The following is a 24,979-nucleotide window of genomic DNA, read 5'->3' as shown; positions in this document are numbered from 1 at the left end:
TAGAGGAAAATAAATGGTTTTCCGGTTTAGATTTACTCAAAATTAGCAAAGCACTGATCTAGTTGGCTAAGATCATGCTGATCATCCTAGTGTCATGAAGGACACGCGTTGCGCTACAGCGAGTCCTTGTGTCCGTCTTAGGATAAGAAAAGCGCTTCGATTTATAGCAAATATCTTGCTCACTCATTTTCCGGCACATTTCTGTCAAGCAAAGTAAGTGAAATTCTCGATTTCGGAGCTAAAATGTCAATTCTGAAAAGCTTGGTTCTGCATTTTGAAAAAATAATGCTTGGTAAGCATGCAAATTCTAGGCTCACGACAAGCACACTTCGAAAAGCGCAGATTGACCGTGTCATTTCAGTCAATCCACTTATGGTGTTGGTTTGTTATGCAAATGCGGTGTCTTTAATCATGCATTTCTGGAACACAGATCTCAGGAACATAACCATATTTTTTATGGCACCAATTTTAGTTCTCATTACTCACAATGCCTATGCTGTGCATCAATTTAAATTACGAAAAATGCCAGACTATGTCGGCACAACAGCCATCGAAAAAGTAACCGCATATTGCAGTATCTCTGCATTATTGTGGGGTAGCTCTCTGGCTGTGCTGTTTTCTTCAACGAGCGCCAATCCAGATTTTATTGTTAGCGCTGTAATTGCGGGCATGCTTGGTGGCGGTGCCGTTGCTATGAGCTTTGTTCCGTCCGCTCTATTAGCTTTTGTTACCCCCATTGCTATCTTAACAACGATTGCAATGTTCATGTACCCGACACTGGACACGGTCCTGCTTGGTATTTTGTTCCTGATCTATTGCTTTATTCTTGTTCGAGCAGGAATGGTGTTTGCCAAAAACCTTGCTAAGTCCGTTTGTAAGGATCTTGAGCAACAAAAAAATGCTGACACAATTTCCATTTTACTTAACGAATATGCAGAAGGTGCTAGCGACTGGCTTTGGGAAATTGATTCATCAGGAAAAATGACGTTTGGCGTCGAGAATTTTTCAAGTGCTATAGGTACTGATATTTCATCATGGCACTTTAAATTTGATAATGTTCAAAAAGCATTCTCAAACAACAAATTATTCGTTCAACAAAATTTAGAGGCCATCCAAGAAGCTTTTGTAGAAAGAATTCCACTCCAAGAGATAACCTTTGGTGTCGGCCCCAACCATCAAAACATGGTCTGGATTGAAGTGAGCGGAAAACCTCAGTTCGATGCAGAAGGTAGCTTTATGGGCTACCGAGGTTTTGCGAAAAACCGTACTCTTGAAGTAGAAGACCAAAAGAACATTCAGTTTTTGGCCAATAATGATACCATGACTGGCCTGCTGAACAGATCATCATTCTTCTCCAAGATAGATCAGGCATTTGCAAATTATCTTGAAAGCGGCAGCGAGTTTGCAATATTATATATCGATCTTGATGGATTTAAGCGTATCAATGATACAAAAGGTCATGCGACCGGTGATGAGGTGCTTGTCGAAGTTTCCAAAAGATTGAAATCAACCATTGGGAAAACGGCTGTCATTGCACGTTTAGGCGGCGATGAATTCGCAGCGATGGTGGAGGTGGATAAAGCAACATCAAAAACCGAAGAAATTGCTGATGCAATCATCAAGACCGTTGCCAAGCCAATTCAATGCCGCATTCAAGAGGTTCGTGTAAGTGCATCTATTGGCATCGCGTTTATTGGGAAAGACGGAAAAGATACTCAAAGCGTCGTGAGCTCTGCCGATACAGCTCTCTATCAGGCAAAGCATGCTGGCAAAGATTGCTACCGTGTGTTTGACACGAGTATGAATGAGCAAGTTCACCGCATGAACGCTATGCGTGAAGCTTTGGAAAAAGATCTGGATAATGGCGCTCTTAAGCTCGCCTTCCAACCTTTCTTCAGATCAAGCGATCAATCGCTCGCAGGCTTTGAGGCACTCGCGCGTTGGGAACATAAAGACTTTGGGTTTGTGCCGCCTGATGTGTTCATTCCTCTGGCCGAGCAAACTGGTCTCATCAACAAGCTGGGTGATTGGGCGCTTCGTGAAGGCTGCTATATCGCATCATATTGGCCGCCTCATATGAAGCTTGCTGTCAATGTATCCGTTCCTCAATTCCAGCAAGAAAGCTTCATTGAACGCCTCGAAAACATTCTTGATGAAACAAAAATGGAAGCTAATCGCCTAGAGCTTGAAATCACAGAAGCTGTTTTTGCCGATAATCCTGAAGCGGTTATGGAAAAGGTCACTAAGATTAAGCGTCTTGGCGTCAGCTTTTCTCTTGATGATTTTGGCACAGGGTTTTCTAGCCTTATGTACCTCATCAAGTTCCCATTCGATAAGTTGAAAATCGATCGGTCATTTTTGCAGCAGGCTGAACGTGACGAAAGCGCCAAAAAGGTTCTCCAAACAATTGCTCGCTTGGGTGAGCAATTAAAAATGGAAACGACGGTCGAGGGTATCGAAACTGCAGAGCAACTTTCAATGGTCTCGGAATTGAACTGTACTTATCTGCAAGGTTACTATTTCGGCAAACCGCAACAGGTTATAGATATTGGCCGATTTATTGCGCGTGATGTTCAACGTATGCTTGCTGAAAAATCTGCAGACAATTTAATAGCCTTTACGCCGGAGCGCAAACAAGCATGGTAGCTTTTCAAATAACAAATTGGGACAGTGCCTATGAAAATGGCGGCAATATTGCCGGTAGCGCAGAAATAATATCGCAATGGCCGACTGATGCCGCGCAATATAGAAAACAAGCCAAAGGCACGTTAGACGTTTCTTACGGTCCACAAGAGCGCGCAAAATACGATCTCTTCATACCAGATGGAGCGCCAAAAGGTCTCTTTGTTTTTGTACATGGAGGTTATTGGCAATCGACAGACAAATCCATGTGGTCACACTATGCCAAAGGTGCTGTAGAGGCTGGATTTGCCGTTCTCGTTCCTGGCTATGAGCTGTGCCCGAACGTCACCATAGACCAAATCACACATATGGTTGCCCAAGCCATCAATCATGCAGCTCAAAATATTGCAGGCCCAATTATATTAACGGGTCATTCTGCTGGCGGACACATCGTGGCCGAGCTTGCAACGACACAGACCTACCTTGAAAAACAGGTATCGGCGCGGCTTACTCATATCATTCCTATTTCAGGTCTTTTCGACCTGCGGCCATTTCTTAATACGAAACTCAACGATGCGATGCGGCTAACAGGAGAAAGTGCAGAAACATCCAGCCCTGCACTTAAATCACCATTGCCTCACATACGTTTAACGGCATGGGTAGGCAGTAATGAGCGCAGCGAGTTCCTGCGCCAAAACGCGCTCATCGCAAATATTTGGCATGGTCTTGGTATTGTAACCGAGGCAGTTGAAGAACCCGACAAGCATCATTTTAATGTCATTGACGGGTTGCTCGACAAAAACTCTGCATTGTTGCGCACGGCGCTGGCATAAGCCAACGCCATACAATATTACTTATCGGTGCCATTCCAAGGCCCATTATGTGCGCCTTCTTCACCAATGCGTTCAAATGTATGCGCTCCAAAAAAGTCGCGCTGTGCTTGGATCATATTCGCTGTTGAACGGCCTGTTCGCATCATGTCAAAATAGGCAAGCCCAGCTGAAAGCGCAGGGGTGGAATTGCCCGTTAACGCACCTTGGCTAACAACTTGGCGCAGATCGCCGTGACTGTTTTTCAAGCGTTCAACAAAGAATGGCGCAAACATCAAATTCGCATCTGGCGTTTTTTTCAATGCTTCGGCCATATCGTTCAGCATTGCAGAACGAATAATACAGCCCTCTCGCCAAACTTCTGCAACATCCGGCATTGGAAGGCCCCACTCATAAGTTTTAGAAGCGGCACTTAACATATCGAAGCCCTGCGCATAGCAAGCGATTTTACCAGCCAGAAGAGCGTTCTCCAGCATATCAATTGTGATCGCATCACCTGTGATAGGTGACGGCGCAGCAGAGTATATTTCTTCGCCAGACTTGCGCTGATCAAGACGTGCAGAAATGTTGCGTGCGGCAACCGCTGCCTCAATCGTTGTTACCGGTGTGCCGAGATGTTGTGCTTCAATGGCCGTCCAGCGTCCGGTTCCTTTTTGGCCAGCCCGATCCAGAATGATATCGAGAATAGGAACGCCAGCTTTATCATCAATGACTTTGGCAACTTCTGCTGAAATCTCGATCAGATAAGATTGAAGCGGCCCTTCATTCCATTTGGCAAAAACGTTAGCAATATCGGGTGCAGACATATTCATGCCATCACGCAAAATGCCATAAACTTCCGCAATCATCTGCATGTCGGCATATTCAATGCCGTTGTGAACCATTTTAACGAAGTGACCTGCGCCGCCCTCACCCATCCATGTGGCACAGGCTTGGCCTTCATATTTGGCTGAGATCGCTTCGAGTACTGGCGCGACTTCATCCCAAGCTTTGCGCGGACCACCGCCCATAATCGACGGGCCGAAACGTGCGCCTTCTTCACCGCCAGAAACGCCAATGCCTAAAAAACGAAATCCTTGTTCGAGCGCTTCTGCTGCGCGCCGATTACTATCACCAAAGTTAGCATTACCAGCATCGATGATAATATCTTCAGGTTCAATGAGTGGGCGTAGCGCCGCAATTTGGTCATCAACAATCGATCCGGCAGGCACCATCAAAATTATTTTGCGCGGGCTTTTGAGCGCAGCAACGAATTGCTCCAACGTATCAGTGCCAGTCAGCTTATCTTTTAAGCGCCCGGCTTCTTCAACGAACTCATGCGTGCGTGCAACTGTCCGGTTATAAACAGCAATATCAAAACCGTTCTCTGCAATGTTGAGCGCAAGATTGCTTCCCATAGTGCCAAGTCCGATTAACCCTACCGTTGGTTGCTCTGTCATTTCGTTTCCATTTTTTAGTATTGTTATCAGCATGCCCACATCGAATGCACGAGACTATGATTAGCATTATATCATGCTTGTGACATGCGCGAACGCAACCTCTCACAGGAAATTGATTCCGCATAATCGTGGATAAAATCATGCAGTACGCTTGCGTGTTTCAGTTATATTTTGAGATTAATTTTGGCTCTGAGGGCGTTTTCTAGGAAGCGATATTTTTACCAAAGTTCCACTCTCATCAGTATCTGATACTTCCAAATGCCCTTTATGCATATCAACAACAGAGCGTATGATGGACAATCCTATACGCGCATCTTTCTTTGCGGTATCAGCTGATTGCTCGAGCCCTTTACATTGAACATCTAGGGCGCCAGTAAAACAGATATTCTGACCGCAAATTTCAATCTCGACATGTTGGCCGCAATTTTTTGTGGAAACGCTAATATCCGTTAGCTCGGGCGAAGATTTGATCGCATTGGTAAGAACACTGGTTACAGCCTGCATTACGGCATTGCTGTCACACTCTGTCAGACACAATAAAGCATCAAACTGTTTTGTTATTTTCTGCTTTCGGCAATCGGCAAAGACATCAACCTGATTAATTGCTGTACTGATTATGTCGTTGATGTCGGTCATTTCCCACACAGGATTCTTCAAGTAATCAACACTTGAAACCTGGACAATAAGCTCATTGATTGCACCGAGAAGATTAGTTCCTGCACGATTAATTATCGTCAGCGTATCAGCAACATTGCTATTATCTAATGGCCCAAACGCCCCAAGCATCAGCGCTTCCGAATAACCTAAAATGGCATTAAGCGGTGTTTTCAGATCATGGCTAACATGGGCGAAAAAATTATCTTTTGCGCACTTAACTTCATTCAACCGCGTGGTCGTTTGTTCAAGCTTCTGCTCAAGTTTGAAAATGTGTAGCGCATTTCGGATCGTTAGCTCTAGCACTGCAGGCGTCAAATTATCGAGATCAATATAATTGACCATATCGCGATCAAAGCCATCGTCTGTGGTCTCACCCGCTATAAAAAGAACAGGCACTTCGCTTTTTAATTCGGCATAAATAGCAAGTGCATCATCGCCAGCAGAAACTTCATGGCTATTGCCCAACAATACAAGTTCGGCGCGATTACTCGCTACGATTTTAGTTGCATCAGCAAGGCTATGCGCGCGAATGGCACTGACATTATAACGTTGAATGAGGTTTAGATGCTTAGTAAGCATTTCAAAATCAACGCCATCAGCGTCGACAATCACAATACTCAAGTTTTTAGCATTATGCACCGCTTGCTTTGGTTTAGCGGCGACCAGATGCAAGTTAGTATAGATATCTATAAGCTTATGTGTATCAGCAATGGTTTTCATGAATTCCCCCAGAGCAGTCCAAATTATTGGTAGCATCTGACTTGCGCGGTCTTCACATACAGGTGCGTGTTATGCTCGTTAACCTTTTGTTAACTATATCGCGCGCTACCTTGCCTGAAGCTGAATCAGCTTACAAAAACGCTGTTTATCTAAAGCATCCAGCGCTTTACGCAGCAATGATGCGTCCAAGGCTGCGTCAAAAATGTGCCTATTATTCATTACGCGCTGCGTGTAAACAGGTCATATACGCATTGCCTCGTTATGATTTTGACCAGAGTTATCGTTTGAAAAACACGTTTCTGCCATTGAAATTACTGCTGGTCGCAGCGCTTATTTTAGCGTCATTTGCGCATACTGCTTTTTCACGCGAAACAGTGGCGCCATCGGGCTACGACGCGCGCGCATTTTCAGCGCAATTCGTATTGCCGGACGGCACTTTACCAGTTTTATGCGAACAATCAGGCGATGGCACTCCGCATCATAGTTCACCTGTTCCTTGTGAGTTTTGCTCTATTGCGGGCGCTGCGCTGTCTGTCGGTTCTCTCGCAGATTCAGTTTTCTGCCGGTTTGCAACCGCTCTTGAAATCAAAATACCGGAAGCGACGGACAATCTTTTCCGTCCGCTTTATCGCACTTTTGCGCAAAGCCAAGCTCCGCCGATTGTTTGAATATTCTAAATTCGATCAATCAAATTAATGCCGCGCAATAACGCGCAGGCGACGGAGAAAACCATGAAAAAACTACTTTTAACATTTGCATCTTTGGCTCTTATGTCAGCGGCTTCATTTGCTCACGATTACAAAGTCGGCGAGCTCGTCATCAATCATCCCGTCATGCGGGAAACACCTGCCAATGCCCCCGTTTCTGGCGGCTACATGACAATCAAAAACAACGGCTCAGAAGCTGACCGACTGCTTGCTGTAGAGGTCGATTTTGCTGGCAAATCAGAAATCCATGAAATGTCGATGTCCGGTGAAGTCATGAAAATGCGCAAGCTGGAAGAAGGTCTCGAAATTCCTGCTGGCGGCGAAGTTAAACTTATGCCTGGCAGCTACCATTTGATGTTTATGCAACTGGAAAAGCAGCTCACGGAGGGCGAGAAATATGATGCGACTTTGATCTTCGAAAAGTCCGGCTCTGTTGATGTGACATTGAATGTCGAAACATTGGAAGAGATCAAAAAATCGCTGGGCGGCGAAGCCATGGATCATTCACACCACGGCATGGAAGAAAGTGAGACGAAAAAAGCTGAGTAAAAGTTCAGCCTACTTTCAATCATGGGCGAGCGGCAGGAATGCCCTCGCCTTTTTATATAGTTACAGAGCGCTGAAAAATCAGCACCAAGTTACTTATTTTTCCTGATCATCAAGGTCGTCTTGTTTGACCGCTGACCAATCGGTTTGATACATTTTTACAGCTGCGATTATGCCCAGACCAAAAAAGATGATCGCCCAAGTTACGGCACCTGCATATAGCTCAAACAGCGCCCATAAAAAAAGCACAGTCACCACAGCGTAGCGCCGCCAAACCGGATAGAAAAACGGCGTATCGAAGTCGAAAAATCCAGGCCTCTTACTCATTATCATTGTCCTTTTTTGCGGCTTCACCTTTTGGCGTAATTGAGTAGATACCGCGTTCCACCTTTTCAAACCAACCATAATAATCAGCGGCCATAATTGCTCGTGCCCGCGACACCGATATCGCCTTAGCAACATCAGATGCTTTTGACGGTCCATTATCTGATAAATATTGCAAGCAACGCATCGCATCCTGTCGGTAAGCAGTTACAATCGTTTGCTTGTTAATGCCACCCTGATTTGGATCGCCCACGCGCAATTCAAACTCGCGCAAAAGACGTCCCGCCTTTCGCTTTGATTGGCGCGGCTTATAGGGTGCAGGATCAAGATGTGGCTCAACAAACCCGTCTTTTAAGCGCACAGTTAATAGCCCAATGCCTAACCGTCTGCATAAGCGCTTATTATTCTTCAAACTATTCAAAAACGCACGCCCAGTCCCACGTGGTACAGCGATATAAACATCATCCGTCATCGATTGGCGGTCCGTTGCCTGATGATAAAGCGTGAGGCTGAAGGCTGTTTTCATCTCAACGATTACGGGCGGTTCATCCTCACGGACCGCGACAATATCTGCGCCAGCGATCTCGCTTTTCACCTGATAGCCTTGTTTGGAAAGAAAAGCCTTTATCGGTTCATATAGCTCCGTTTCCGCAATTTTTGTTTTGGCCATTTTAATATTCATCCTGCGATCGCATACTGCTTCACCGTACCGTTCTGGTGTCTAAACTAGACAATCTGCATTATGAAAAATGCCCAAATCACATAACGCATCGTTTTGGCAAAACCGACGATTAAGACAAACCGCCAAAATGGTTCGCGCAAAACACCTGCAATCAGCGTAATCGGATCTCCAATGATTGGCATCCAGCTTAATAACAGGCTCCAATATCCATATTTCTCATATCGATGTTGAGCAGCTTCAAGCTGTGCAGGGCTTGCGGGAAACCATTTGCGGTCTTTAAACCGTACAATGAAACGGCCGATCACCCAATTGCTTATACTCCCAAGCGTATTGCCAAGACTGGCAATGAGAACGAGCGGGATTATTCCATATTGCTGCGATGCATAAAGCCCAGCCAAACCAAGCTCGCTTGCAGCAGGCAATAAAGTCGCTGCTAAAAAACTTGCAACGAACAGTCCGAAATACCCGCTAATAAGCATTAAAATTGCCGCTTTGCGCCATGATTGATAATATTACCCAAGGGCGAGACTCACCAAAGCGTGATAATCACATCCGCCGAGTTGATAACTAACTCTGTGCATTTCTGGTATAGATAATGCAACAGCAAGCCAAAAGAACGGATAAAAACATGCCTGTATATCGCTATCCAATGCCGAAGGGTTCCGAGATAACAGATGAAAAGATGTTTTTAAACAGACGCCAATTTATGGTTGGCGCGGCGGGGCTTGCCGCTGGTGCTACTGTTCCAACTATCGGCCATGCGAAAACTATTGATGATTATAAAGCGTTGAATGTTTCGGTCAAAAACAGTCCCTATTCCACAAAAGATCCAGCAAATCCGTTTGAAGATATTACGACACATAATAATTTTTATGAGTTCGGCACTGGCAAAGGTGATCCGGCCGCCAATGCAGGAACGCTAACGACAGATCCATGGTCGATCAAAGTTGGCGGCTTGGTCAACAATCCTGGCACAATCGACATCAACGACATTTTAAACAGCCCTGAGCTGGAAGAACGCATTTACCGGCTGCGCTGTGTCGAAGCATGGTCAATGGTCATCCCTTGGGTCGGCATTCCATTAGCGAGCGTGCTCAGCAAATATGATCAGCAAGGCGATGCCAAATATGTGTCTTTTGAGACCTTGGTGCGCCCAGAAGAAATGATCGGACAGAAAAGCGCATTCGGTTTGGACTGGCCTTATGTGGAAGGGTTGCGTTTGGATGAGGCAATGCATCCGCTGACCATTTTGGCCGTTGGTGTTTATGGCAAACAAATGCCGAACCAAAACGGCGCGCCAATTCGCTTGGTCGTGCCGTGGAAATATGGCTTTAAATCTATCAAATCTATTGTCGGTATTAAGTTTACAGCAAAGCAGCCAGCAACGACGTGGAACCTGCAAGGGCCGAGTGAATATGGTTTTTATTCCAACGTAAATCCCGGTGTTGATCACCCGCGTTGGAGCCAGAAGACGGAGAAAATTATTGGCAGCGGAATCTTTGGATCACGCAGACAAACAGAACAGTTCAATGGATATAAGGAACAGGTTGCTTCGCTTTATGAAGGCATGGACCTTGTAAAGAATTTCTGACAATGGCGCAGTCAAAACTATGGACAAAAGCGCCGACATGGATTGTTTATCTCGTCGGCTTTTTGCCAGCAGCTTATCTTATATATGGCGTTGTCACTAACACACTTGGGCCGGACCCAATTAAAGTGTTGGAAAACAATTTGGGCGAACGCGCGTTACAGTTTTTATTGATTGGTCTGGCTATCTCGCCATTAATGCGGTTTGCGAAAATCAATCTTGTAAAATATCGACGTGCGATTGGTTTAATCGCGTTCTTTTACGTCTTCATGCATTTGCTTGTTTATACGGTGCTCGACCGTCAGCTCGACGTGAGCGCTATTATTGATGACATTTGGAAACGTCCTTACATCACAATCGGCATGTCGGCTTTTTTATTGCTGACACCGCTCGCGCTTACATCAAACAATTACTCCATACGAAAGCTTGGTCTAGCGGCATGGAACAAACTTCATAAAGTTGTTTATGTTGCTGTGGTTTTGGGCGCCCTGCATTACATGCTTCTTACCAAGACATGGCAAGTTGAGCCTATCGTCTATTTTGTTTTGGCAATATTGCTGGTTGGTAGCCGAAAATTCTATCCAAAACGCAAGAAACCAATAAAAGCTGAAGCCCAAACAACAGTGCAAACAGCCTGAAATTCAAAACGCCGCTGCTCCAAATTTGAAGCAACGGCGCATAAGTCTTGGAAGGTATTTTATTTTAAGACAGGCAGCGCTGAAACGACCCTGTTAGTTTGGTCAATAATTCACCGTACAACCCAGCACCTGTTTCAATTCCGGCACCAAGAGGGTCAAGCACTTCCACTTTTACGTTCAGCCCTTCAGTTAGTGTCGCGGTAACATCACTGTTAAATTGTGTTTCACTAAAAATGCAGGCCACGTCTTCAGTTTGAAGTACTTCCCTTAGTGATTTCATACGTGCGGCACTTGCTGAAACTTCAGGATTATCAAGCAACAATCCCTTCGCATTCAATCCAAAACGTGCTTCAAAATATTGAGTACCATCATGGAATGCGACAAAAGATTTCTTCCCAACATTTGATAGTTCTGCCGAAATCTTAGTTTCCAAGCTTTGAATTTCAATCAAGGCGTTCTGGGCATTGTTACGGTACGTCTCTGCATTTTCAGGATCAATTCCTTCAAGATGCATTGCGATTGCTTCCAACATTACAGCGGCGTTGTGCGGGTCCAACCAAATATGCGGATCGTGATCACCTACATGTGTGTGACCATGATGGCTGTGGCCTTCATGACCATGCGCTTCTTCGTGTTTATCCTCATGCTTTTCTTTGTCGTCGTCATCGTGCTCATGTTTAGCGTCATGTTCACCTTCATGCTTGTCATCATCTTCGTGCTCATGACCATCTTTATGAGCACCTGCGGCTGCAATTTTTTCTCCATCACGGAAATCAAGCAGTGTCAGCCCTTTTGCATCTATCAGCGCAACATTAGTGTCTTTGCTATCAAGCGCTTCTAATGGTTTGGCAAGAAAGGCTTCAAGCGCAGGCCCGACCCAGAAAACGACATCAGCATTTTGGATTGCCCGCGCATCAGATGGCTTCAATGAGAAATCATGAGGGGAAACATTTGCATTGAGCAAAAGCTCAGGTTCAGCAACATCCCCCATTACCATCGACACCAAGCTATGAATCGGCGCTATCGACGCCACCACTTTCGGCGCAGCGTTTGCAGATGTACAAAGCAAGAGTGTACTCATTGCGAGAAAAATGCTTGAACGTGCCTTCGTGGCGGACAAAATATTGTACATTTCTTCACTTTCATGTCGACGATTGCTGGTATGTTATAATATAACACTTACGTAAAATATATTTTCAGTGCAAGTGTTTTTAGAACTAATTTGAGGTTTTCCATGAGCGGTCCACTCGTTACACTTAAAGGCGCAGGCGTCTATCGCGATAAGCGCTGGCTTGTCAGAGGTGTTGACCTTGAGGTCGCCCGCGGCGAGATCGTTACAATGATTGGACCGAATGGATCGGGAAAATCAACGACGGCAAAAATGGCACTGTCTATTATAAAGCCTGACGAAGGAACTGTTCAACGATCTGACAATTTAAAGGTCAGTTATGTTCCACAGAAGCTATCTATCGATTGGACAATGCCGCTTGATGTGCGCCGCTTCATGAACCTGACGAGTAAATTGACAGCAGGACAGATTGACGATGCGCTCACAGCGACAGGTGCGCCACACTTAAAAAAGGCTGAAGTCCGCAGTCTATCGGGCGGTGAGTTTCAGCGGGTCATGCTTGCTCGCGCTATGGCACGCCGCCCTGATTTACTTGTGCTAGACGAGCCTGTGCAAGGCGTGGACTTTGCCGGTGAAATCTCAATCTACGATTTAGTAAAGACCATTCGAGATGATCTTGGATGCGGCATTTTACTAATTTCGCACGATCTGCATATTGTTATGGCTGCGACTGACAAAGTTATCTGTCTTAATGGACATGTATGTTGCCAAGGCACGCCTACAAGCGTTGCGAAAAGTGAGGCCTATAAGAACCTGTTCGGTCCCCGCAATGATTCAACTTTGGCCGTGTATCAACATCGCCATGACCACGACCATTTACCTGATGGGCGTGTCAGACATGCAGATGGAACCGTAACCGATCATTGTCACAGCGACGATGGTCACCATGATGATAAGCCGTCTCACAACCATTTAAATGAGCAAGACCATGCTTGATGATTTTATTGCTCGCGCTCTTTTAGCTGGTATTGGCTTGGCCATTATTGCTGGTCCACTTGGCTGCTTTATCATATGGCGCCGTATGGCTTATTTCGGCGATACACTTGCTCACTCAGCACTGCTGGGTGTTGTTGCGGGTATCTTTTTAGACATCAACATTACCCTCACCGTGTTTGTTGTTTCTGCTGTCATTTCCTGCTTGATGATTTTATTGCGGCGCAGCGGCACGCTTTCATCCGATGCGATATTGGGTCTGCTATCCCATTCAGGATTAGCACTTGGCCTTGTGGCCATAAGCTTTCTTAGCCAATCCAATGTTAGCTTAAACAGCCTTTTATTTGGAGACATATTGGGCGTATCTAAACAAGATGTCGGTATCATCTATATTGGTGGTACTGTTTTATTGATCATTCTTGTTTTGATTTGGCGACCTCTGTTTGCAGCAACGGTTAGCCAAGAACTAAGCGAAGCAGAAATGAAAAATCCGAACCTACCGGAAATTATATTCATGCTGTTGATGGCTGCGGTGATTGCTCTTGCAATGAAGATTGTCGGCGTATTACTAATCACAGCAATGTTGATTGTACCGGCTGCGACTGCGCGCAAATTTTCTGTAGCTCCTGAGCAGATGGTCGTGATATCGATATTAATAGGCATCCTATCTGTGAGCGGCGGTGTCGCAGGATCTTTGCAGTTTGACACGCCTACCGCGCCGACAATTGTTGTGGCATCACTTATCCTCTTCATTTTAAGCCGTTTGTCGCCTCGGATGTTACGTGCAAAAAGGAACGAGTAATGGGCACACCGCAAAAACTGACAAAAAATCAATCGCTTGTATTGGGTATTCTCGATAAGTCAGAGCAGCCGCTGAGCGCCTATACAATTTTGGATTCGCTTCGCAGTGAAGGGTTGCGCGCACCTTTACAGGTTTATCGTGCATTAGATGCTCTGGTTTCGCTTGGTAACGTGCACCGACTGGAGAGTTTAAACGCTTTTGTTGCTTGCTCGCATGCAGGCTGTTCATCGCATAGCTCTGCAACTTTCATCATATGCAAGAATTGCGGGATTGTAGCGGAAATTTACGACGACACGATTACTTCCCAGCTGCACCAAGTTGCAGAACGCGCAGCGTTTAGCTTGCAAAAAACCACAGTGGAACTGCATGGCATTTGCGCGTCATGCCAAAACAACGCATAGCAATTCAACAGCTCCCAACAGGAGAATATATATGACGGCAACGCCGATCAATTTCGACAATTCCTATGCTAAATTACCAGAGGGTTTTTACGCTAAAGTCACGCCAGCCAAGGCAAGTGCACCGGAAGTATTGGCCCTTAATGAAAGCCTTGCCAAAGAACTTGGCATCGACACACAATGGCTGAAATCTGACGCTGGCATCGCCATGCTTTCTGGCAATGCACTACCGGATGGCGCAGCCTCTATTTCGACAGCTTATGCTGGCCATCAGTTTGGTAATTTTGTGCCGCAGCTCGGTGATGGACGCGCTTTATTGATCGGCGAAGTGATCGACACGAATGGAAAACGCCGCGATATTCAGCTTAAAGGCAGCGGCCTTACGCCATTTTCGCGCGGCGGTGATGGTAAGGCTGCAATCGGGCCAGTGTTGCGCGAATATATTGTTTCAGAAGCGATGCATGCGCTTGGCATTCCAACCACGCGCGCATTGGCAGCGCTGGTTACCGGCGATGATGTTATTCGCGAAGAGATTTTACCTGGCGCCATTTTAACACGCATTGCGTCCAGCCATATCCGTGTTGGCACGTTCCAGTTTTTCTATGCCCGTGATGACATTGCATCTCTTAAAGCACTGGCTGATCATGTCATTGAGCGGCATTATCCCGAAGCGCGCAATCATGAAAATCCTTATCTTGCGATGCTGCAAGGCGTGGTTGAAAAACAAGCAGAGCTTATCGCAAACTGGTTGATGGTCGGTTTTATTCACGGTGTCATGAACACCGATAATATGTCCATTGCTGGCGAGACCATCGATTATGGACCCTGCGCTTTTATAGACAGATTTGATCCTAAAACTGTTTTCAGCGCGATCGATCAAGGCGGCCGTTACGCTTATGGCAATCAGCCCTCTATTGGACAGTGGAACCTATCTGCGCTGGCACAGGCCATGTTGCCAATTCTAGACGATGATGAGGCAAAAGCTATCGAGCATGCGAAAAAGGCGCTTGATGCTTATTCGACGACTTTTGAAACGACTTACGAGGCACTCATTCGCAAAAAGCTTGGCTTTCAAAAGGCGAATGAAGGCGATGTAGCTTTATGGCAAGATTTAACGAAACACCTCACAGCCGGTGAAGTTGATTTCACCCAATTTTTCCGTGCGCTTTCAAAAGCGTCAATCGAACCAAGCATGAAAGATATGGTTTTTCATGAGTTGTTTGGTGGTCCGTCCATGTTTGACATGTGGATGGTTGCGTATCGTTTAAGACTTCATCTTGAAGACAGGGATGATCAAGAACGACAAAAAGCAATGCTTAGCGTGAACCCTGCCTATATACCGCGCAATCATTTGGTCAATGAAGCGCTGGAGGCGGCACAAGAAGGCGATCTGACCTTTACAGAAAAACTGATGGAAGTTCTTTCAAATCCTTTTGAAGAACAAGCAGGATTTGAGCGCTATCTGCTGCCACCTAAACCGGAAGAAGTTATCAAAAATACATTCTGCGGCACCTAAAGCGTTTAGCTTTTTGATTGATTGGGGCATCGTTCCCATTCAATATAGCTGCGGGAGGAATTTACATGGCTTCAATCACGGGCTGGGCACACACACCCTTTGGCAAGCTGACAGATAAAACCGTCGAAGCGCTCATTGGCGACGTTGCCAATGAGGCGATTGAAAAGGCTGGTCTGTCGGTAGATCAAATAGATGCGGTTTGTTTAGGCACCTTTAATGCTGGCCTTGTGCGCCAAGATTTTATCGGAAGTTTAGTTTCGTCTGCCGTGCCTGAACTGCGCCACGTTCCTGCAACCCGTTATGAAAATGCCTGTGCGACGGGCAGTGCGGCCATTCATGGAGCACTTGATAGAATTGCTGCTGGCAAAGCGCGATGACGTCAAAGCCTGGAAGGGGCGGCACACTATTTTTGCAAAATTGAGCTTATACGCCAAACGTGCTCTGCTGCTAAAATCGCCACCCCATACTGCCCGAATTAAAACTATACTGGAGATTCTCCCAAACGCTCGATTAGTGCACATTCATCGAACCCCATATCGCGTATTCCTTTCTCAGCGGCACTTTTTTCAATACTGCGGGATGATTCATCCTATTTGCAGCACCTGAACTTAATAACATTAGATCCCAGCATTTTCAGCCTATATGAACGCATTTATGACGTATATTTTGAGGACCTTGACCTGATTCCAGAAGGTAACTTCTACGACATTCAGTTTGAGAAATTGGAGCGAAATCCAGTTCAAGGGATTAAGAATATCTACAAGACACTAGACTTGGACATGTCCGAAGACTTTCTGCGTCGGTTAGAGAACTATGTGACCACGTTGGACGAATACAAAAAGAACGACTTCGCCGAACTGAACGAAGTTACCAAGGCAACATTTTATAGCAGATTACGGCGCAGCTTTGACACTTGGGGCTACCCAGAGAACCCAGTACAAAACGAGTTGCCCTAACAGCGGCTCAAAAGATCGGCGTAGTGTGAAGGCGCGTAAGGCCGTTTAAGGCACTTTACACGCGTGGAAAGTTTACGAGCCCCGGCAGTTTTGCCGGTTTTTTTATGTCTGCGTGTTTGGTGCGCCTGTTATTTGGGCAATTGCGCCGCCAGACAAATAATCCAGCATCAGTTTGCCGATAATATTCTCTAATGTGTGAACGGCGCGATCAGCGCCTACTATACGTTCGATTGTCTCCAGAAAAGCCGACAGGGCGACTTGCATCGCAGCATCTTCGGCGATTTCTTGAGAGTTTTTGCCACGCAAATATTCAAGCACCAAAATCATCTCAGACCCAAATTCATCTTTCATAGAAGTGTACAGAGCCGATAGTTGCTCATTTTCACTTTTGCCAGTACTAGAAATCGTCTCGCCAACGCGACCCATAACGGATTGCGTGCAAGCCAAAAATAGAGCTTCTTTGGTCGGAAAATAATGGTAAAGCGCGCTTTTTGAGACGCCAAGATGTTCTGCAATGCCGCGCATTCCAACACCAGCATAGCCATGCTGAGAAAAATAACCCGCGGCTTTCGTGGCAAGCTCTTCAATATATTTTACTCGATTAACAATTTTGGGCATGAGATTAATAGTCCAGCTGGTCGAAAACAATTGACAAAAGGCGACGGCATCGTCTAGTTATCACAAAACAGTCCAATCGGTCTATAAAAATGCCTGATCTATATCTTTCCGCAAAACTCATTCATTTCCTCGCTGTGATCGTGATGGTGGGTGCAACCATTATCAACGGTTTAATTCATGGCCAAGCCAAAGCGGCAACGCCATTGGAAGCCTCCGCTTTGTTAAAAGCCGTCCTATCAATCAATCGTTTATTAATGGCCCCATCTTTGGTGCTGATACCAATTTCTGGATATGCCTTGATGGTCATTACTGGTTACGGATTGGCCGATAAATGGCTCTTGATCTCGCTTGTGTTGAGTATATCCCTAATTGCTGCCTATCTATTGGGACTTAGGCTAGAACAGCGATTGCATATCATTGCAACACAATCGAGCACACAGCATGAAAGTACCCTGCCCAAGAGTTACAACAGCACATTCACTAAAGCAGTCCCCATTGGTTCTGGTGCATTGGTTATGTCAATTGCCGCCCTTGTTTTAATGATCTTCAAACCCTTCTAAGGAGTTCCCCATGGCCAGTTCTGGTGGTGTTAACCGCACTTATGACCGATCCTGCTCTCAAAAACTAACATTCGCCTTTATCCATGCATGTATCGTCGCTATCTGTTTATGGCTGGCGTTTGGAACTATTGAATGGCTCGACCCGTCACGTGCACGTCTATTAGCTTTCTGCGCCGTGCTTTATTGGCTGCGCCACTGCGTGACACTTTTTGTCCTGCTAAAACGGCAAGTGGAATACGCCGAAGTATTTGGTCTATCCCTATTTATGCCCATTTTCGAAATCGGCTTTCTGCTCTTGGGCGCAGGCATTTTCGCAACGTCACCAACCTCGTTTGGCACCTGGGATTTGATTGGTATTGCGCTTGTTTTGATCGGCTCATTTGTCAATACTGGATCAGAACTGCAACGTTGGCGGTGGAAGAAAAAACCTTCAACAAAAGGCCAATGTTACACTGAGGGTTTGTTTGGCTACTCCATGCATATCAATTATTTTGGCGACAGCGTTCTGTTTTCCGGTTGGGCAATATTGGCCATGTCGATCTATGCTTGGAGTATTCCAATTTTTGTAACAGCAGGCTTTGTGTTCTTTCACATTCCAGCATTGGACGGATATCTTTCAGAACGCTACGGCGCGGAATTTGATGCATATGCAAGAAAGACAGCCAAATTCATTCCTTTTATCTATTAAGTAGCGCCATACCGGGTCAAAGGATGTTATGAACGCATGAGCAAAAAACTAAGGTATGGACTCAACTCGCCCAACATCTGATTGCAAAGAGTTGCATCATTGGGAGGAAGTTACGAGCTTTCTTCTCGAGCCTTTTTGCCAATTGCCCCATATCCTTCATTTGCAGAAGAAGCGTTCAATGCATAGCCCCGCGTTGTCCTAGACACCCTGCGATTTTAATTTTTGCTTTTTTTCATAGTCTGCGGGTGAAAGCATCCCGTTTCTAGCCTGCTTGCGCTTTGGATTATAGAACATCTCGATGTAGTCGAACACATCTGATCTGGCGTCTTCTCTTGTTCGATAGATTTTGCGCCTGATACGTTCACGCTTTAATAGGCTGAAAAAGTTTTCTGCATCGGCGTTGTCCATTGCCCGGCAAGCAATTGCGAAGCAAATGCTGAGAGGGGTGACAGTTTCCGCGTCTGCTCATCGAGTGCTCCAGATTGTGCTGCTTTAAAAACGATGCCCAATCCATGCTGGTAAATTGTGAGCATTGATTGGAATGAACCAGCACATTATTCTTCGGCTTTCTGTGCCAGACGGCCGCCAGCAACGCTTGAAGAACCAAATCTGTCGGCTGACGACTTTGCATTGCCCAACCTACGACACGCCGGGAAAATAGATCGATGACGACCGCCAGATATATAAATCCCTCGTATGTTTTTATGTAAGTAATATCCGTGACCCACGCCGTGTCGGGCGAAGCGACATCAAACTGACGATCCAGCGTGTTATTCACGGCTATTGAAGGTCGGCCACCATACTTTCCGGGTCGACGTTTGTAGCCGATCTGCGCTCTGATGCCGGCTATTCTCGTCAGTCTTGCAACCCGGTTCGGACAGCAAGTCTCGCCCTGATCCCTCAGATCGTCGTGGAGCTTGCGATATCCATAAACCTTGCCGCTTTCATCCCAGGCATCCTTGAGCAGTTCCGTCTGCCGCTTGTCTTCCACAGCACGCTCGCTGAACGGTTTCTTCAACCATGCATAAAAGCCACTTGGATGGACGCGCAGCATTCGGCAGATCGAACGGACGTTGAATTGCGGTCGATGCTTGTTAATAAAGGCGTACTTCATTCGCTGCCCGGCAGACGATATTTACATCGTCGAGTATCCGTATTGGTCAAGTGGGTATTTCCACCCATTTCCGGCCGTCGCGTAGCAATGTATTTGCAACGACAATGAGTTTTCGCATGACTGCCCACTCCAACCGTTGAACTTTCTTGCGCTATTAATTGCAATTGCGCTGACCTTTTTGGTATTTGGTCATGTGACCGACCTGATCACCATTGCAGGTGGTACGCTTACTATTATGGCCGGACTCATGGTCTGGTTCACTTCACGGCCAAAAGACAAACCTTTCAAAATTGTCTCTGCAAAGTAAACGGCAGCAAAGATTGAAAAGTATTGAACCATGCCGTCGCGCTTCGAAACCCACCAGCAGGTGGTGTGCATCACTCTGACCGCGCAAGCCAATACTGCTCTCATGATTATCAAAAGCGGCTTCGTCAACTTGGATTCAAAGTATCCATGAGCGGCAAGGGAAATTATTATCCCTCTCAGCATTTGCCGCGCAATTGCCTGTCGGGCAGTGGATAACGCTGCTGTTGAAACCTTCTTCAAAACGCTGAAGGCCGCACTGATATGGAGGCACTCATGGAGCACACGTCAGCAAGTGACCGAAGCGTGATTCAAATATATAAACGGCTTTTACAACACCCGTCGTCGCCACTCAGCAATAGCAGGAATATCACCCGCAGACTTCGAACAAAAAATGGCCTAAACAAGAGCTGGATGCGGAATTAAAACCGGACAAGTTCACCCTACCTAATCAGCGGAGAATCATGTCGCGAGGCATATCCGAGAAAATCTCTGCGCCCGTTTCACGCAGTATAACTATTTCTTCTAAGCGAACACCGAATTTACCGTTCAGATAAATACCTGGCTCAATCGAAAATACATTGCCTTCAACCAACACTCGATCAGAATTGGCCGCAATATATGGCTCTTCATGAATATCGATGCCAAGTCCGTGACCAGTGCGATGTAGGAAATAATCACCATAACCTGCCGCACTAATAACATCGCGGGCAGCCTTATCGATGTCACTTGCACGAGCACCAGGTTTTGAAGCTTCCAGCGCTGCTTGAACGGCTTGCTCTACAACATCGAAAACTTCCTTATAGGTTTCGTCAGGTGTTCCGAAAAATCCACAGCGTGTCATATCAGACGGATAGCCATTTAAGCGGCAACCAGAATCAATCAAAACGGCTGTATTCGCACCAAGTTTTGTAGAGCCCGAATAATGATGCGGGAAAGCACCCGATTCACCAAAACATACGGAACAAAACTCAAGCGCAGCGCCATGTTTTTTATAATGCTCATTGATGACAGCGACAATTTCACCTTCAGTCACCCCTTCTTTAAGCGCCTCAAATGCTGCCTTAATCGCAGCATCGTTTAAAAGATGGGCGGCTTTAATTGCCTCAAACTCGCTTTGATCTTTTGATGCACGAAGCAAACTTACAGTGTCACCAGTAAAGCGGCGCTTTGGTGTTTCAAGAGCATCAAGAATGCGAAGCGCAAAGTCCGCACGCATCGTCTCATCAAGCACGACCGTTAGGTTCGGCACATTAGCACCACATGCGGCAAGGAGTTCGGCCAACGCTTCATCCGGCCCCTGATCATCACGCCAGAAATGGAAAGGTAGATCAGTCGAGATACGTGCAGCGGCCGCGTTTAGAGCGGGCATTAAAAAGCCTGCGTATTTTTGACTAACCACCAGCATAACCGGTCTTTCATCCCCATGAGGGTGAACACCAGAAAGCCAATCCATATGGCTTGATGGGCCAAGCACAACGAGATCCGTTTCTGTCTGCGCCATACGCTCTCGTAAGTTTGAAAGGCGGATTTCTGCAGGCGGAAACTTGGTCATAATTGATCTCTTAATTTATATGGAATGAAATAATAAAATGGGCCGCCGAGTATGTGGCAGCGGCCCAAAGCAAGATATTAGTCTTTGTCGACAAGGCGGTAGTAAACAAAGTCTGATGTCGCACCGTTCACATAGCCCGACACATCATTATCCATTGCAACCTGATAGGCAGCTTGGAACATGATCACGATTGGAGAGCTTTCCTGAACTTTTTTCTGTAGGTCGCGATACATATTTAGGCGCACTTCAGCATCTGTTTCAGACAACGCTGCCATGGTTTCTTTATTCATATCATCTGGAACAGCCCAGGCATTGCGCCATGTTGTTGTTGCAGCATAATTCTCATCTGAATTGTCAGAATTATAAGCAAAGGCTTTAGCGTTAGAATGTGGGTCCATGAAGTCCGGGCCCCAATAAAGCAACATTGCTTCATGTGTGCGCTCACGATACTTGGTAATAACCTGCGCGCCTGTGCCCGGCAGGATTTCCAAGTTGATGCCAGCTTCAGCAAAACTTGCTTGTAATGACTGGGCCATATCTGTGAATGGCGGCGCATTGATTACATCAAGAGAAACACTAATTGGCGTTTCAATGCCAGCATCAGCCAGAATTTTTTTGGCTTTTTCTAGATCGTAAGTAAATGGTGTTTCATCATATGATCCTGGAAACCCCTTTGGCCAAAACGCCTGATGAACCTCCATCTGGCCTTTGATGATCGTGTCGGCCATGCCTTTGTAGTTTACCAGATAACGCGCAGCTTCCCATACAGCTGGGTCCGTCAAACTTTGTGTTTTTTGGTTGAATGACAAAAAGTGTACAGCCGCCTGCGGGAATGTTTCAACTTTGATGTCTTCGTTATTAAGTGAAGCGACCTGATCAGGCGTCAAGTTACGGGCAAGATCAATATCACCTTTCTCAAGCAACAATTGCTGAGTTGCAGCTTCTGCAACATGGCGAATAATCACGCTGTCGATTTCCGGTGCGCCTTTGAAGTATGTTTCATTGGCTTTCATACGGATCATCTGCGCAGGCACATAGCGATCAAGTGTGAACGGGCCAGAACCGGCAGCATTTTCATTGAGCCATGCGTTGCCCATATCACCATCAACAGCGTTTTCTTTCACAAGTACGCTATCAACAATCGACGCGGGGCGAGAGGCCAAGACGTTCAGTACGAACGCTGGAGAAAAATCACCTTCATATTTAACGGTGACTGTATTGCCTTCGCCTGTGACCATTTCAGCAATATTGTCTGCATTCCATCCAAGCTGCGTTAGAATAAATGCAGGCGTAAGGTTGAGCTTGATAACGCGCGAGAAAGAGAAAAGAACGTCTTCAGCTGTGAGTGGATTACCAGATGCAAATGTCGCACCATCACGCAATGTGAACGTAATCGTTTTTGCCTCTGCATCAGCTTCCCACTTTTCTGCCAAGCCAGCAGCCAAAGTCGTTGTGTCATCAGCATCGTACTGAACGAGACGATCATATAGGTTTGTTACCAACTCACCAGAAGTGAATTCATAGGCTTGTGCTGGATCAATCGCGACGATGTCATCAATATTCTGTGCCACGACGAGTGCATCTGCAGGTGTTTCTGCAAAAGCAGTTGGCACCACGAGCGGCAGCATTAGAACGCTGGCTAGAAGTGAGGATTTGAAGTGTTTCACGTTAGTCTCCTTGTTGCATAGTTTGAATAGTCGGACGTTCATTCGCCTCTTGTCGTTGGGATAATTCCGGTAATACGATTGCACCGTTGCGGCTGAGAACGGTAAGCGTTCCAGTCCACAAAATACGTGCTTTTTTTTCAGTAGGATTTGTCCATGAATGCGCGATATGGCCGCTATAATTCATGCTATCACCTTCACGCATCCGAACTGTTTGTCCATCGAGCGTTTGATCGATCTCACCTTCTAAAACATAGATGATCTCTTCGCCTTCATGACTAACCGTTTCAGAGGCGTAGCCAGCAGGGACATGTAGAATGTAGCTTGATAGTTCGGAGCCAGGAAAGCCAGCTGAAAGACTTTCATACATCAACGAAGAATCCGTCAAAGAAAACTGAACACGCTGTCCTTTACGTGTCAGTCCATCGGCTGGCTTTGGTGTCGTAATGAAATATTCCAACCCGACATCAAGGGCATCAGCTATCTGCGCTAAAGAGCCAAGCGAAGGCGTCGCATTATCCCGCTCAACTTGGCTGAGATAGCCTACGGAAACACCAGACTTATCACACAGATCTTGCAGCGTCATTTTCATAAGCTTGCGACGCTTACGTATTGACGGTCCAAGTTGCGGCTCTGCCACCCTCTTTTTTCGGGTCATATAAATTTGCCTCCCAGTAGCTGTACCTTGCTCAACACTTTGAACTCAATTGATGCAGCCATCAAAGTTAAAGTCGTTACTGAACACAGGTATTGTTCTGCTACTCTCATAGCCAACCTTACAAAAAAAAATTTTATATGCAAAATATTTTTTTACAATTAGAAAAAAATGTTTTATCTAAATTCTAACGACAACCGTCTGATGGCATTATTCTTATTCATTGAATGTGTGCTTATTAATCGCTTCAGTACGGTGAACACTCAGGAAAAGGTCATCGCCCGTGAGTACAGATGCCCCCAAAGGTCATAGACTAAAACGAACCATCTTGTCGCTTGGCGGATTTATTGTTGTCACCTTGCTAACCTTCATAGGGTTGATGACGATTACATTTTTTATCGGCCGTGTGATCCCAATTGATCCGGTTCTTTCCATTGTTGGCGACCGCGCCACACAGGAACAATATGACGCTGCCCGACTAGCACTCGGATTAGATCGCCCGCTAATTATCCAATTCATTTCCTATATTGGTGATGTTTTTCAAGGCGACTTAGGTCACTCAATCTCGACGAACCGTCCAGTTGCCTCTGATTTACTACAAGTATTTCCCGCTACACTCGAAATGGCGACACTTGGCATTGTCATAGGCGTTGGCATGGGCGTTCCACTTGGAGTTTGGGCTGCGGCTTTTCACGGCACATGGATTGACCAAATTATTCGCGTTTTCGCCTTGCTTGGATATTCAGTACCAGCATTCTGGTTAGGCCTTGTTGGGCTTGTCGTATTTTATGCAAATCTTGGTTGGGTGTCCGGCCCAGGGCGTGTTGATATTTTCTATGAAGGTCTTGTTGAACCGCGCACTGGGTTACTTCTCGTTGATGCGGCCTTGGCAGCAGATTGGGATGTTTTCTGGAATGCGCTCGACCACCTGATCCTTCCAGCTTCCATTCTCGCCTTCTTCTCCGTGGCATATATTGCGCGCATGACCCGCAGCTTTATGCTCGATCAGCTTGGTCAAGAATATATCACAACCGCGCGCGCTAAAGGCGTTTCAGAATGGCGTGTAATTTGGACACATGGTTTCCGCCCGATCCGCGTGCCGCTGATCACAGTTATCGGATTATCTTATGCTGCTCTACTTGAGGGATCAGTGATGATTGAAACCGTGTTTAGCTGGCCCGGCATCGGTAACTACCTCACGGTCGCGTTACTAAACGCCGATATGAACGCTGTGCTTGGCGCAACACTTGTGATCGGTGCCGTATTTATTCTGATCAACAGGCTCTCGGATGTATTATACCGCGTCCTTGATCCGCGCAGTCGATAGGAGGTCGT

The 24,979-nt window shown here is 46.1% G+C and carries 26 protein-coding genes and 2 pseudogenes; 17 read left to right on the top strand and 11 right to left on the bottom strand.

Translation table 11 applies throughout. The features are described from left to right. Positions 1-243: 243 nt before the first annotated feature. Both N530_RS0102855 and N530_RS0102850 read left to right on the top strand, forming a co-directional pair. Positions 244-2,646 (top strand): bifunctional diguanylate cyclase/phosphodiesterase, encoded by a 2,403-nt coding sequence (locus tag N530_RS0102855; protein WP_026479465.1) that lies wholly within the window; start codon positions 244-246, stop codon positions 2,644-2,646. After that, complete coding sequence (locus N530_RS0102850) at positions 2,640-3,455, top strand: alpha/beta hydrolase (RefSeq protein ID WP_026479464.1); 816 nt, start codon at positions 2,640-2,642, stop codon at positions 3,453-3,455. Before N530_RS0102855 ends, N530_RS0102850 begins: the two co-directional genes overlap by 7 nt. A 17-nt stretch (positions 3,456-3,472) precedes the next feature. Here the strand turns inward: N530_RS0102850 and gndA are convergent, their stop codons facing one another. Beyond that, positions 3,473-4,891, bottom strand: coding sequence for an NADP-dependent phosphogluconate dehydrogenase (gene gndA / locus N530_RS0102845; RefSeq protein WP_026479463.1), 1,419 nt, complete (start codon positions 4,889-4,891; stop codon positions 3,473-3,475). Between the two features lie 177 nt (positions 4,892-5,068). Beyond that, entirely contained in the window at positions 5,069-6,268 is a 1,200-nt protein-coding gene (locus N530_RS0102840) for a HAMP domain-containing sensor histidine kinase (protein ID WP_026479462.1), read from the bottom strand. Between the two features lie 71 nt (positions 6,269-6,339). Between N530_RS0102840 and N530_RS18540 the strand changes: the two genes are divergently transcribed. Both N530_RS18540 and N530_RS0102830 read left to right on the top strand, forming a co-directional pair. Continuing rightward, positions 6,340-6,936, top strand: coding sequence for a hypothetical protein (locus tag N530_RS18540; RefSeq protein WP_051540713.1), 597 nt, complete (start codon positions 6,340-6,342; stop codon positions 6,934-6,936). Between the two features lie 63 nt (positions 6,937-6,999). Continuing rightward, positions 7,000-7,524, top strand: coding sequence for a copper chaperone PCu(A)C (locus N530_RS0102830; RefSeq protein ID WP_026479461.1), 525 nt, complete (start codon positions 7,000-7,002; stop codon positions 7,522-7,524). Positions 7,525-7,617: 93 nt separating this feature from the next. Here N530_RS0102830 and N530_RS0102825 read toward each other — a convergent pair whose 3' ends face one another. The 3 genes from N530_RS0102825 to N530_RS0102815 are packed head-to-tail and all read right to left on the bottom strand — an operon-like array spanning position 7,618 to position 9,006. After that, complete coding sequence (locus N530_RS0102825; RefSeq protein ID WP_035266099.1) at positions 7,618-7,848, bottom strand: hypothetical protein; 231 nt, start codon at positions 7,846-7,848, stop codon at positions 7,618-7,620. Then, positions 7,841-8,515 (bottom strand): DUF2161 domain-containing phosphodiesterase, encoded by a 675-nt coding sequence (locus tag N530_RS0102820; protein WP_035266263.1) that lies wholly within the window; start codon positions 8,513-8,515, stop codon positions 7,841-7,843. Before N530_RS0102820 ends, N530_RS0102825 begins: the two co-directional genes overlap by 8 nt. Positions 8,516-8,571: 56 nt before the next feature. Continuing rightward, positions 8,572-9,006 carry a YqaA family protein gene (locus N530_RS0102815; RefSeq protein ID WP_018688585.1) on the bottom strand — a complete coding sequence of 145 codons (435 nt, stop codon included), beginning with the start codon at positions 9,004-9,006 and terminating at the stop codon, positions 8,572-8,574. Positions 9,007-9,155: 149 nt separating this feature from the next. Here N530_RS0102815 and msrP point away from each other — a divergent pair, with 149 nt between their 5' ends. After that, on the top strand, positions 9,156-10,118 hold the full coding sequence (gene msrP, locus N530_RS0102810) for a protein-methionine-sulfoxide reductase catalytic subunit MsrP (protein ID WP_026479458.1): 963 nt from the start codon (positions 9,156-9,158) through the stop codon (positions 10,116-10,118). Between the two features lie 2 nt (positions 10,119-10,120). Next, on the top strand, positions 10,121-10,753 hold the full coding sequence (msrQ, locus tag N530_RS0102805; protein WP_026479457.1) for a protein-methionine-sulfoxide reductase heme-binding subunit MsrQ: 633 nt from the start codon (positions 10,121-10,123) through the stop codon (positions 10,751-10,753). Positions 10,754-10,817: 64 nt separating this feature from the next. Here the strand turns inward: msrQ and N530_RS0102800 are convergent, their stop codons facing one another. Continuing rightward, a complete protein-coding gene (locus N530_RS0102800) occupies positions 10,818-11,834 on the bottom strand; it encodes a zinc ABC transporter substrate-binding protein (protein ID WP_162150926.1) in 1,017 nt (338 codons plus the stop codon). A 153-nt stretch (positions 11,835-11,987) separates the two neighbouring features. On the opposite strand from N530_RS0102800, the gene N530_RS0102795 reads away from it, so the two are divergent. From N530_RS0102795 to N530_RS19445, 7 genes are all read left to right on the top strand, one after another. Continuing rightward, a complete protein-coding gene (locus N530_RS0102795; RefSeq protein ID WP_026479455.1) occupies positions 11,988-12,818 on the top strand; it encodes a metal ABC transporter ATP-binding protein in 831 nt (276 codons plus the stop codon). Continuing rightward, a complete protein-coding gene (locus N530_RS0102790) occupies positions 12,811-13,617 on the top strand; it encodes a metal ABC transporter permease (protein WP_026479454.1) in 807 nt (268 codons plus the stop codon). The genes N530_RS0102795 and N530_RS0102790 overlap by 8 nt, the downstream gene beginning before the upstream one ends. Continuing rightward, positions 13,617-14,018, top strand: a complete 402-nt coding sequence (locus tag N530_RS0102785) for a Fur family transcriptional regulator (RefSeq protein WP_026479453.1) — start codon at positions 13,617-13,619, stop codon at positions 14,016-14,018. Before N530_RS0102790 ends, N530_RS0102785 begins: the two co-directional genes overlap by 1 nt. Positions 14,019-14,049: 31 nt before the next feature. Next, positions 14,050-15,531 carry a YdiU family protein gene (locus tag N530_RS0102780; protein ID WP_026479452.1) on the top strand — a complete coding sequence of 494 codons (1,482 nt, stop codon included), beginning with the start codon at positions 14,050-14,052 and terminating at the stop codon, positions 15,529-15,531. Positions 15,532-15,596: 65 nt separating this feature from the next. After that, positions 15,597-15,908: a hypothetical protein gene (locus N530_RS0102775; protein ID WP_026479451.1), complete on the top strand. Its 312-nt coding sequence runs from the start codon at positions 15,597-15,599 to the stop codon at positions 15,906-15,908. Next, positions 15,832-16,137, top strand: coding sequence for a sulfotransferase (locus N530_RS19450; RefSeq protein WP_081773869.1), 306 nt, complete (start codon positions 15,832-15,834; stop codon positions 16,135-16,137). Before N530_RS0102775 ends, N530_RS19450 begins: the two co-directional genes overlap by 77 nt. Further along, the gene (locus N530_RS19445; RefSeq protein ID WP_155851909.1) at positions 16,041-16,487 is read left to right on the top strand and encodes a sulfotransferase; all 447 of its coding nucleotides are present in this window, start codon (positions 16,041-16,043) and stop codon (positions 16,485-16,487) included. The genes N530_RS19450 and N530_RS19445 overlap by 97 nt, the downstream gene beginning before the upstream one ends. Positions 16,488-16,589: 102 nt before the next feature. Here N530_RS19445 and N530_RS0102765 read toward each other — a convergent pair whose 3' ends face one another. Then, the gene (locus N530_RS0102765) at positions 16,590-17,105 is read right to left on the bottom strand and encodes a TetR/AcrR family transcriptional regulator (protein ID WP_026479449.1); all 516 of its coding nucleotides are present in this window, start codon (positions 17,103-17,105) and stop codon (positions 16,590-16,592) included. A gap of 89 nt (positions 17,106-17,194) precedes the next feature. On the opposite strand from N530_RS0102765, the gene N530_RS0102760 reads away from it, so the two are divergent. After that, positions 17,195-17,665, top strand: coding sequence for a DUF2269 family protein (locus N530_RS0102760; RefSeq protein WP_026479448.1), 471 nt, complete (start codon positions 17,195-17,197; stop codon positions 17,663-17,665). Positions 17,666-17,675: 10 nt separating this feature from the next. Continuing rightward, positions 17,676-18,353 (top strand): isoprenylcysteine carboxylmethyltransferase family protein, encoded by a 678-nt coding sequence (locus tag N530_RS0102755; protein ID WP_026479447.1) that lies wholly within the window; start codon positions 17,676-17,678, stop codon positions 18,351-18,353. A gap of 198 nt (positions 18,354-18,551) precedes the next feature. Here the strand turns inward: N530_RS0102755 and N530_RS17315 are convergent. Then, a pseudogene (locus tag N530_RS17315) lies at positions 18,552-19,476 on the bottom strand (IS3 family transposase); the annotation flags it as partial. A 315-nt stretch (positions 19,477-19,791) separates the two neighbouring features. On the opposite strand from N530_RS17315, the pseudogene N530_RS19300 reads away from it, so the two are divergent. Further along, positions 19,792-20,173, top strand: a pseudogene (locus N530_RS19300) (IS3 family transposase); the annotation flags it as partial. A 48-nt stretch (positions 20,174-20,221) separates the two neighbouring features. Here N530_RS19300 and N530_RS0102740 read toward each other — a convergent pair. From N530_RS0102740 to N530_RS0102730, 3 genes are all read right to left on the bottom strand, one after another. Then, positions 20,222-21,325, bottom strand: coding sequence for a Xaa-Pro peptidase family protein (locus N530_RS0102740; RefSeq protein WP_026479446.1), 1,104 nt, complete (start codon positions 21,323-21,325; stop codon positions 20,222-20,224). A 77-nt stretch (positions 21,326-21,402) separates the two neighbouring features. Then, the gene (locus N530_RS0102735) at positions 21,403-22,992 is read right to left on the bottom strand and encodes an ABC transporter substrate-binding protein (protein WP_026479445.1); all 1,590 of its coding nucleotides are present in this window, start codon (positions 22,990-22,992) and stop codon (positions 21,403-21,405) included. Between the two features lies 1 nt (position 22,993). Continuing rightward, positions 22,994-23,647, bottom strand: coding sequence for a helix-turn-helix domain-containing protein (locus N530_RS0102730; protein ID WP_026479444.1), 654 nt, complete (start codon positions 23,645-23,647; stop codon positions 22,994-22,996). Positions 23,648-23,927: 280 nt separating this feature from the next. Here N530_RS0102730 and N530_RS0102725 point away from each other — a divergent pair, with 280 nt between their 5' ends. After that, complete coding sequence (locus N530_RS0102725; RefSeq protein WP_026479443.1) at positions 23,928-24,971, top strand: ABC transporter permease; 1,044 nt, start codon at positions 23,928-23,930, stop codon at positions 24,969-24,971. Positions 24,972-24,979: the final 8 nt, after the last annotated feature.

Source organism: Ahrensia sp. 13_GOM-1096m (assembly GCF_000620605.1).
GTDB classification, from domain to species: Bacteria; Pseudomonadota; Alphaproteobacteria; order Rhizobiales; family Rhizobiaceae; genus Ahrensia; species Ahrensia kielensis.
Note: the sequence above shows the minus strand (reverse complement) of the source record. Positions and strands in the feature narration are given on the sequence as shown.

Coding starts and splice junctions, on each gene's coding strand:
- N530_RS0102855 (WP_026479465.1), top strand. CDS start 244: ATGTCAATTCTGAAAAGCTTGGTTCTGCATTTTGAAAAAATAATGCTT.
- N530_RS0102850 (WP_026479464.1), top strand. CDS start 2,640: ATGGTAGCTTTTCAAATAACAAATTGGGACAGTGCCTATGAAAATGGC.
- gndA (WP_026479463.1), bottom strand. CDS start 4,891: ATGACAGAGCAACCAACGGTAGGGTTAATCGGACTTGGCACTATGGGA.
- N530_RS0102840 (WP_026479462.1), bottom strand. CDS start 6,268: ATGAAAACCATTGCTGATACACATAAGCTTATAGATATCTATACTAAC.
- N530_RS18540 (WP_051540713.1), top strand. CDS start 6,340: ATGCTCGTTAACCTTTTGTTAACTATATCGCGCGCTACCTTGCCTGAA.
- N530_RS0102830 (WP_026479461.1), top strand. CDS start 7,000: ATGAAAAAACTACTTTTAACATTTGCATCTTTGGCTCTTATGTCAGCG.
- N530_RS0102825 (WP_035266099.1), bottom strand. CDS start 7,848: ATGAGTAAGAGGCCTGGATTTTTCGACTTCGATACGCCGTTTTTCTAT.
- N530_RS0102820 (WP_035266263.1), bottom strand. CDS start 8,515: ATGGCCAAAACAAAAATTGCGGAAACGGAGCTATATGAACCGATAAAG.
- N530_RS0102815 (WP_018688585.1), bottom strand. CDS start 9,006: ATGCTTATTAGCGGGTATTTCGGACTGTTCGTTGCAAGTTTTTTAGCA.
- msrP (WP_026479458.1), top strand. CDS start 9,156: ATGCCTGTATATCGCTATCCAATGCCGAAGGGTTCCGAGATAACAGAT.
- msrQ (WP_026479457.1), top strand. CDS start 10,121: ATGGCGCAGTCAAAACTATGGACAAAAGCGCCGACATGGATTGTTTAT.
- N530_RS0102800 (WP_162150926.1), bottom strand. CDS start 11,834: ATGAGTACACTCTTGCTTTGTACATCTGCAAACGCTGCGCCGAAAGTG.
- N530_RS0102795 (WP_026479455.1), top strand. CDS start 11,988: ATGAGCGGTCCACTCGTTACACTTAAAGGCGCAGGCGTCTATCGCGAT.
- N530_RS0102790 (WP_026479454.1), top strand. CDS start 12,811: ATGCTTGATGATTTTATTGCTCGCGCTCTTTTAGCTGGTATTGGCTTG.
- N530_RS0102785 (WP_026479453.1), top strand. CDS start 13,617: ATGGGCACACCGCAAAAACTGACAAAAAATCAATCGCTTGTATTGGGT.
- N530_RS0102780 (WP_026479452.1), top strand. CDS start 14,050: ATGACGGCAACGCCGATCAATTTCGACAATTCCTATGCTAAATTACCA.
- N530_RS0102775 (WP_026479451.1), top strand. CDS start 15,597: ATGGCTTCAATCACGGGCTGGGCACACACACCCTTTGGCAAGCTGACA.
- N530_RS19450 (WP_081773869.1), top strand. CDS start 15,832: ATGAAAATGCCTGTGCGACGGGCAGTGCGGCCATTCATGGAGCACTTG.
- N530_RS0102765 (WP_026479449.1), bottom strand. CDS start 17,105: ATGCCCAAAATTGTTAATCGAGTAAAATATATTGAAGAGCTTGCCACG.
- N530_RS0102760 (WP_026479448.1), top strand. CDS start 17,195: ATGCCTGATCTATATCTTTCCGCAAAACTCATTCATTTCCTCGCTGTG.
- N530_RS0102755 (WP_026479447.1), top strand. CDS start 17,676: ATGGCCAGTTCTGGTGGTGTTAACCGCACTTATGACCGATCCTGCTCT.
- N530_RS0102740 (WP_026479446.1), bottom strand. CDS start 21,325: ATGACCAAGTTTCCGCCTGCAGAAATCCGCCTTTCAAACTTACGAGAG.
- N530_RS0102730 (WP_026479444.1), bottom strand. CDS start 23,647: ATGACCCGAAAAAAGAGGGTGGCAGAGCCGCAACTTGGACCGTCAATA.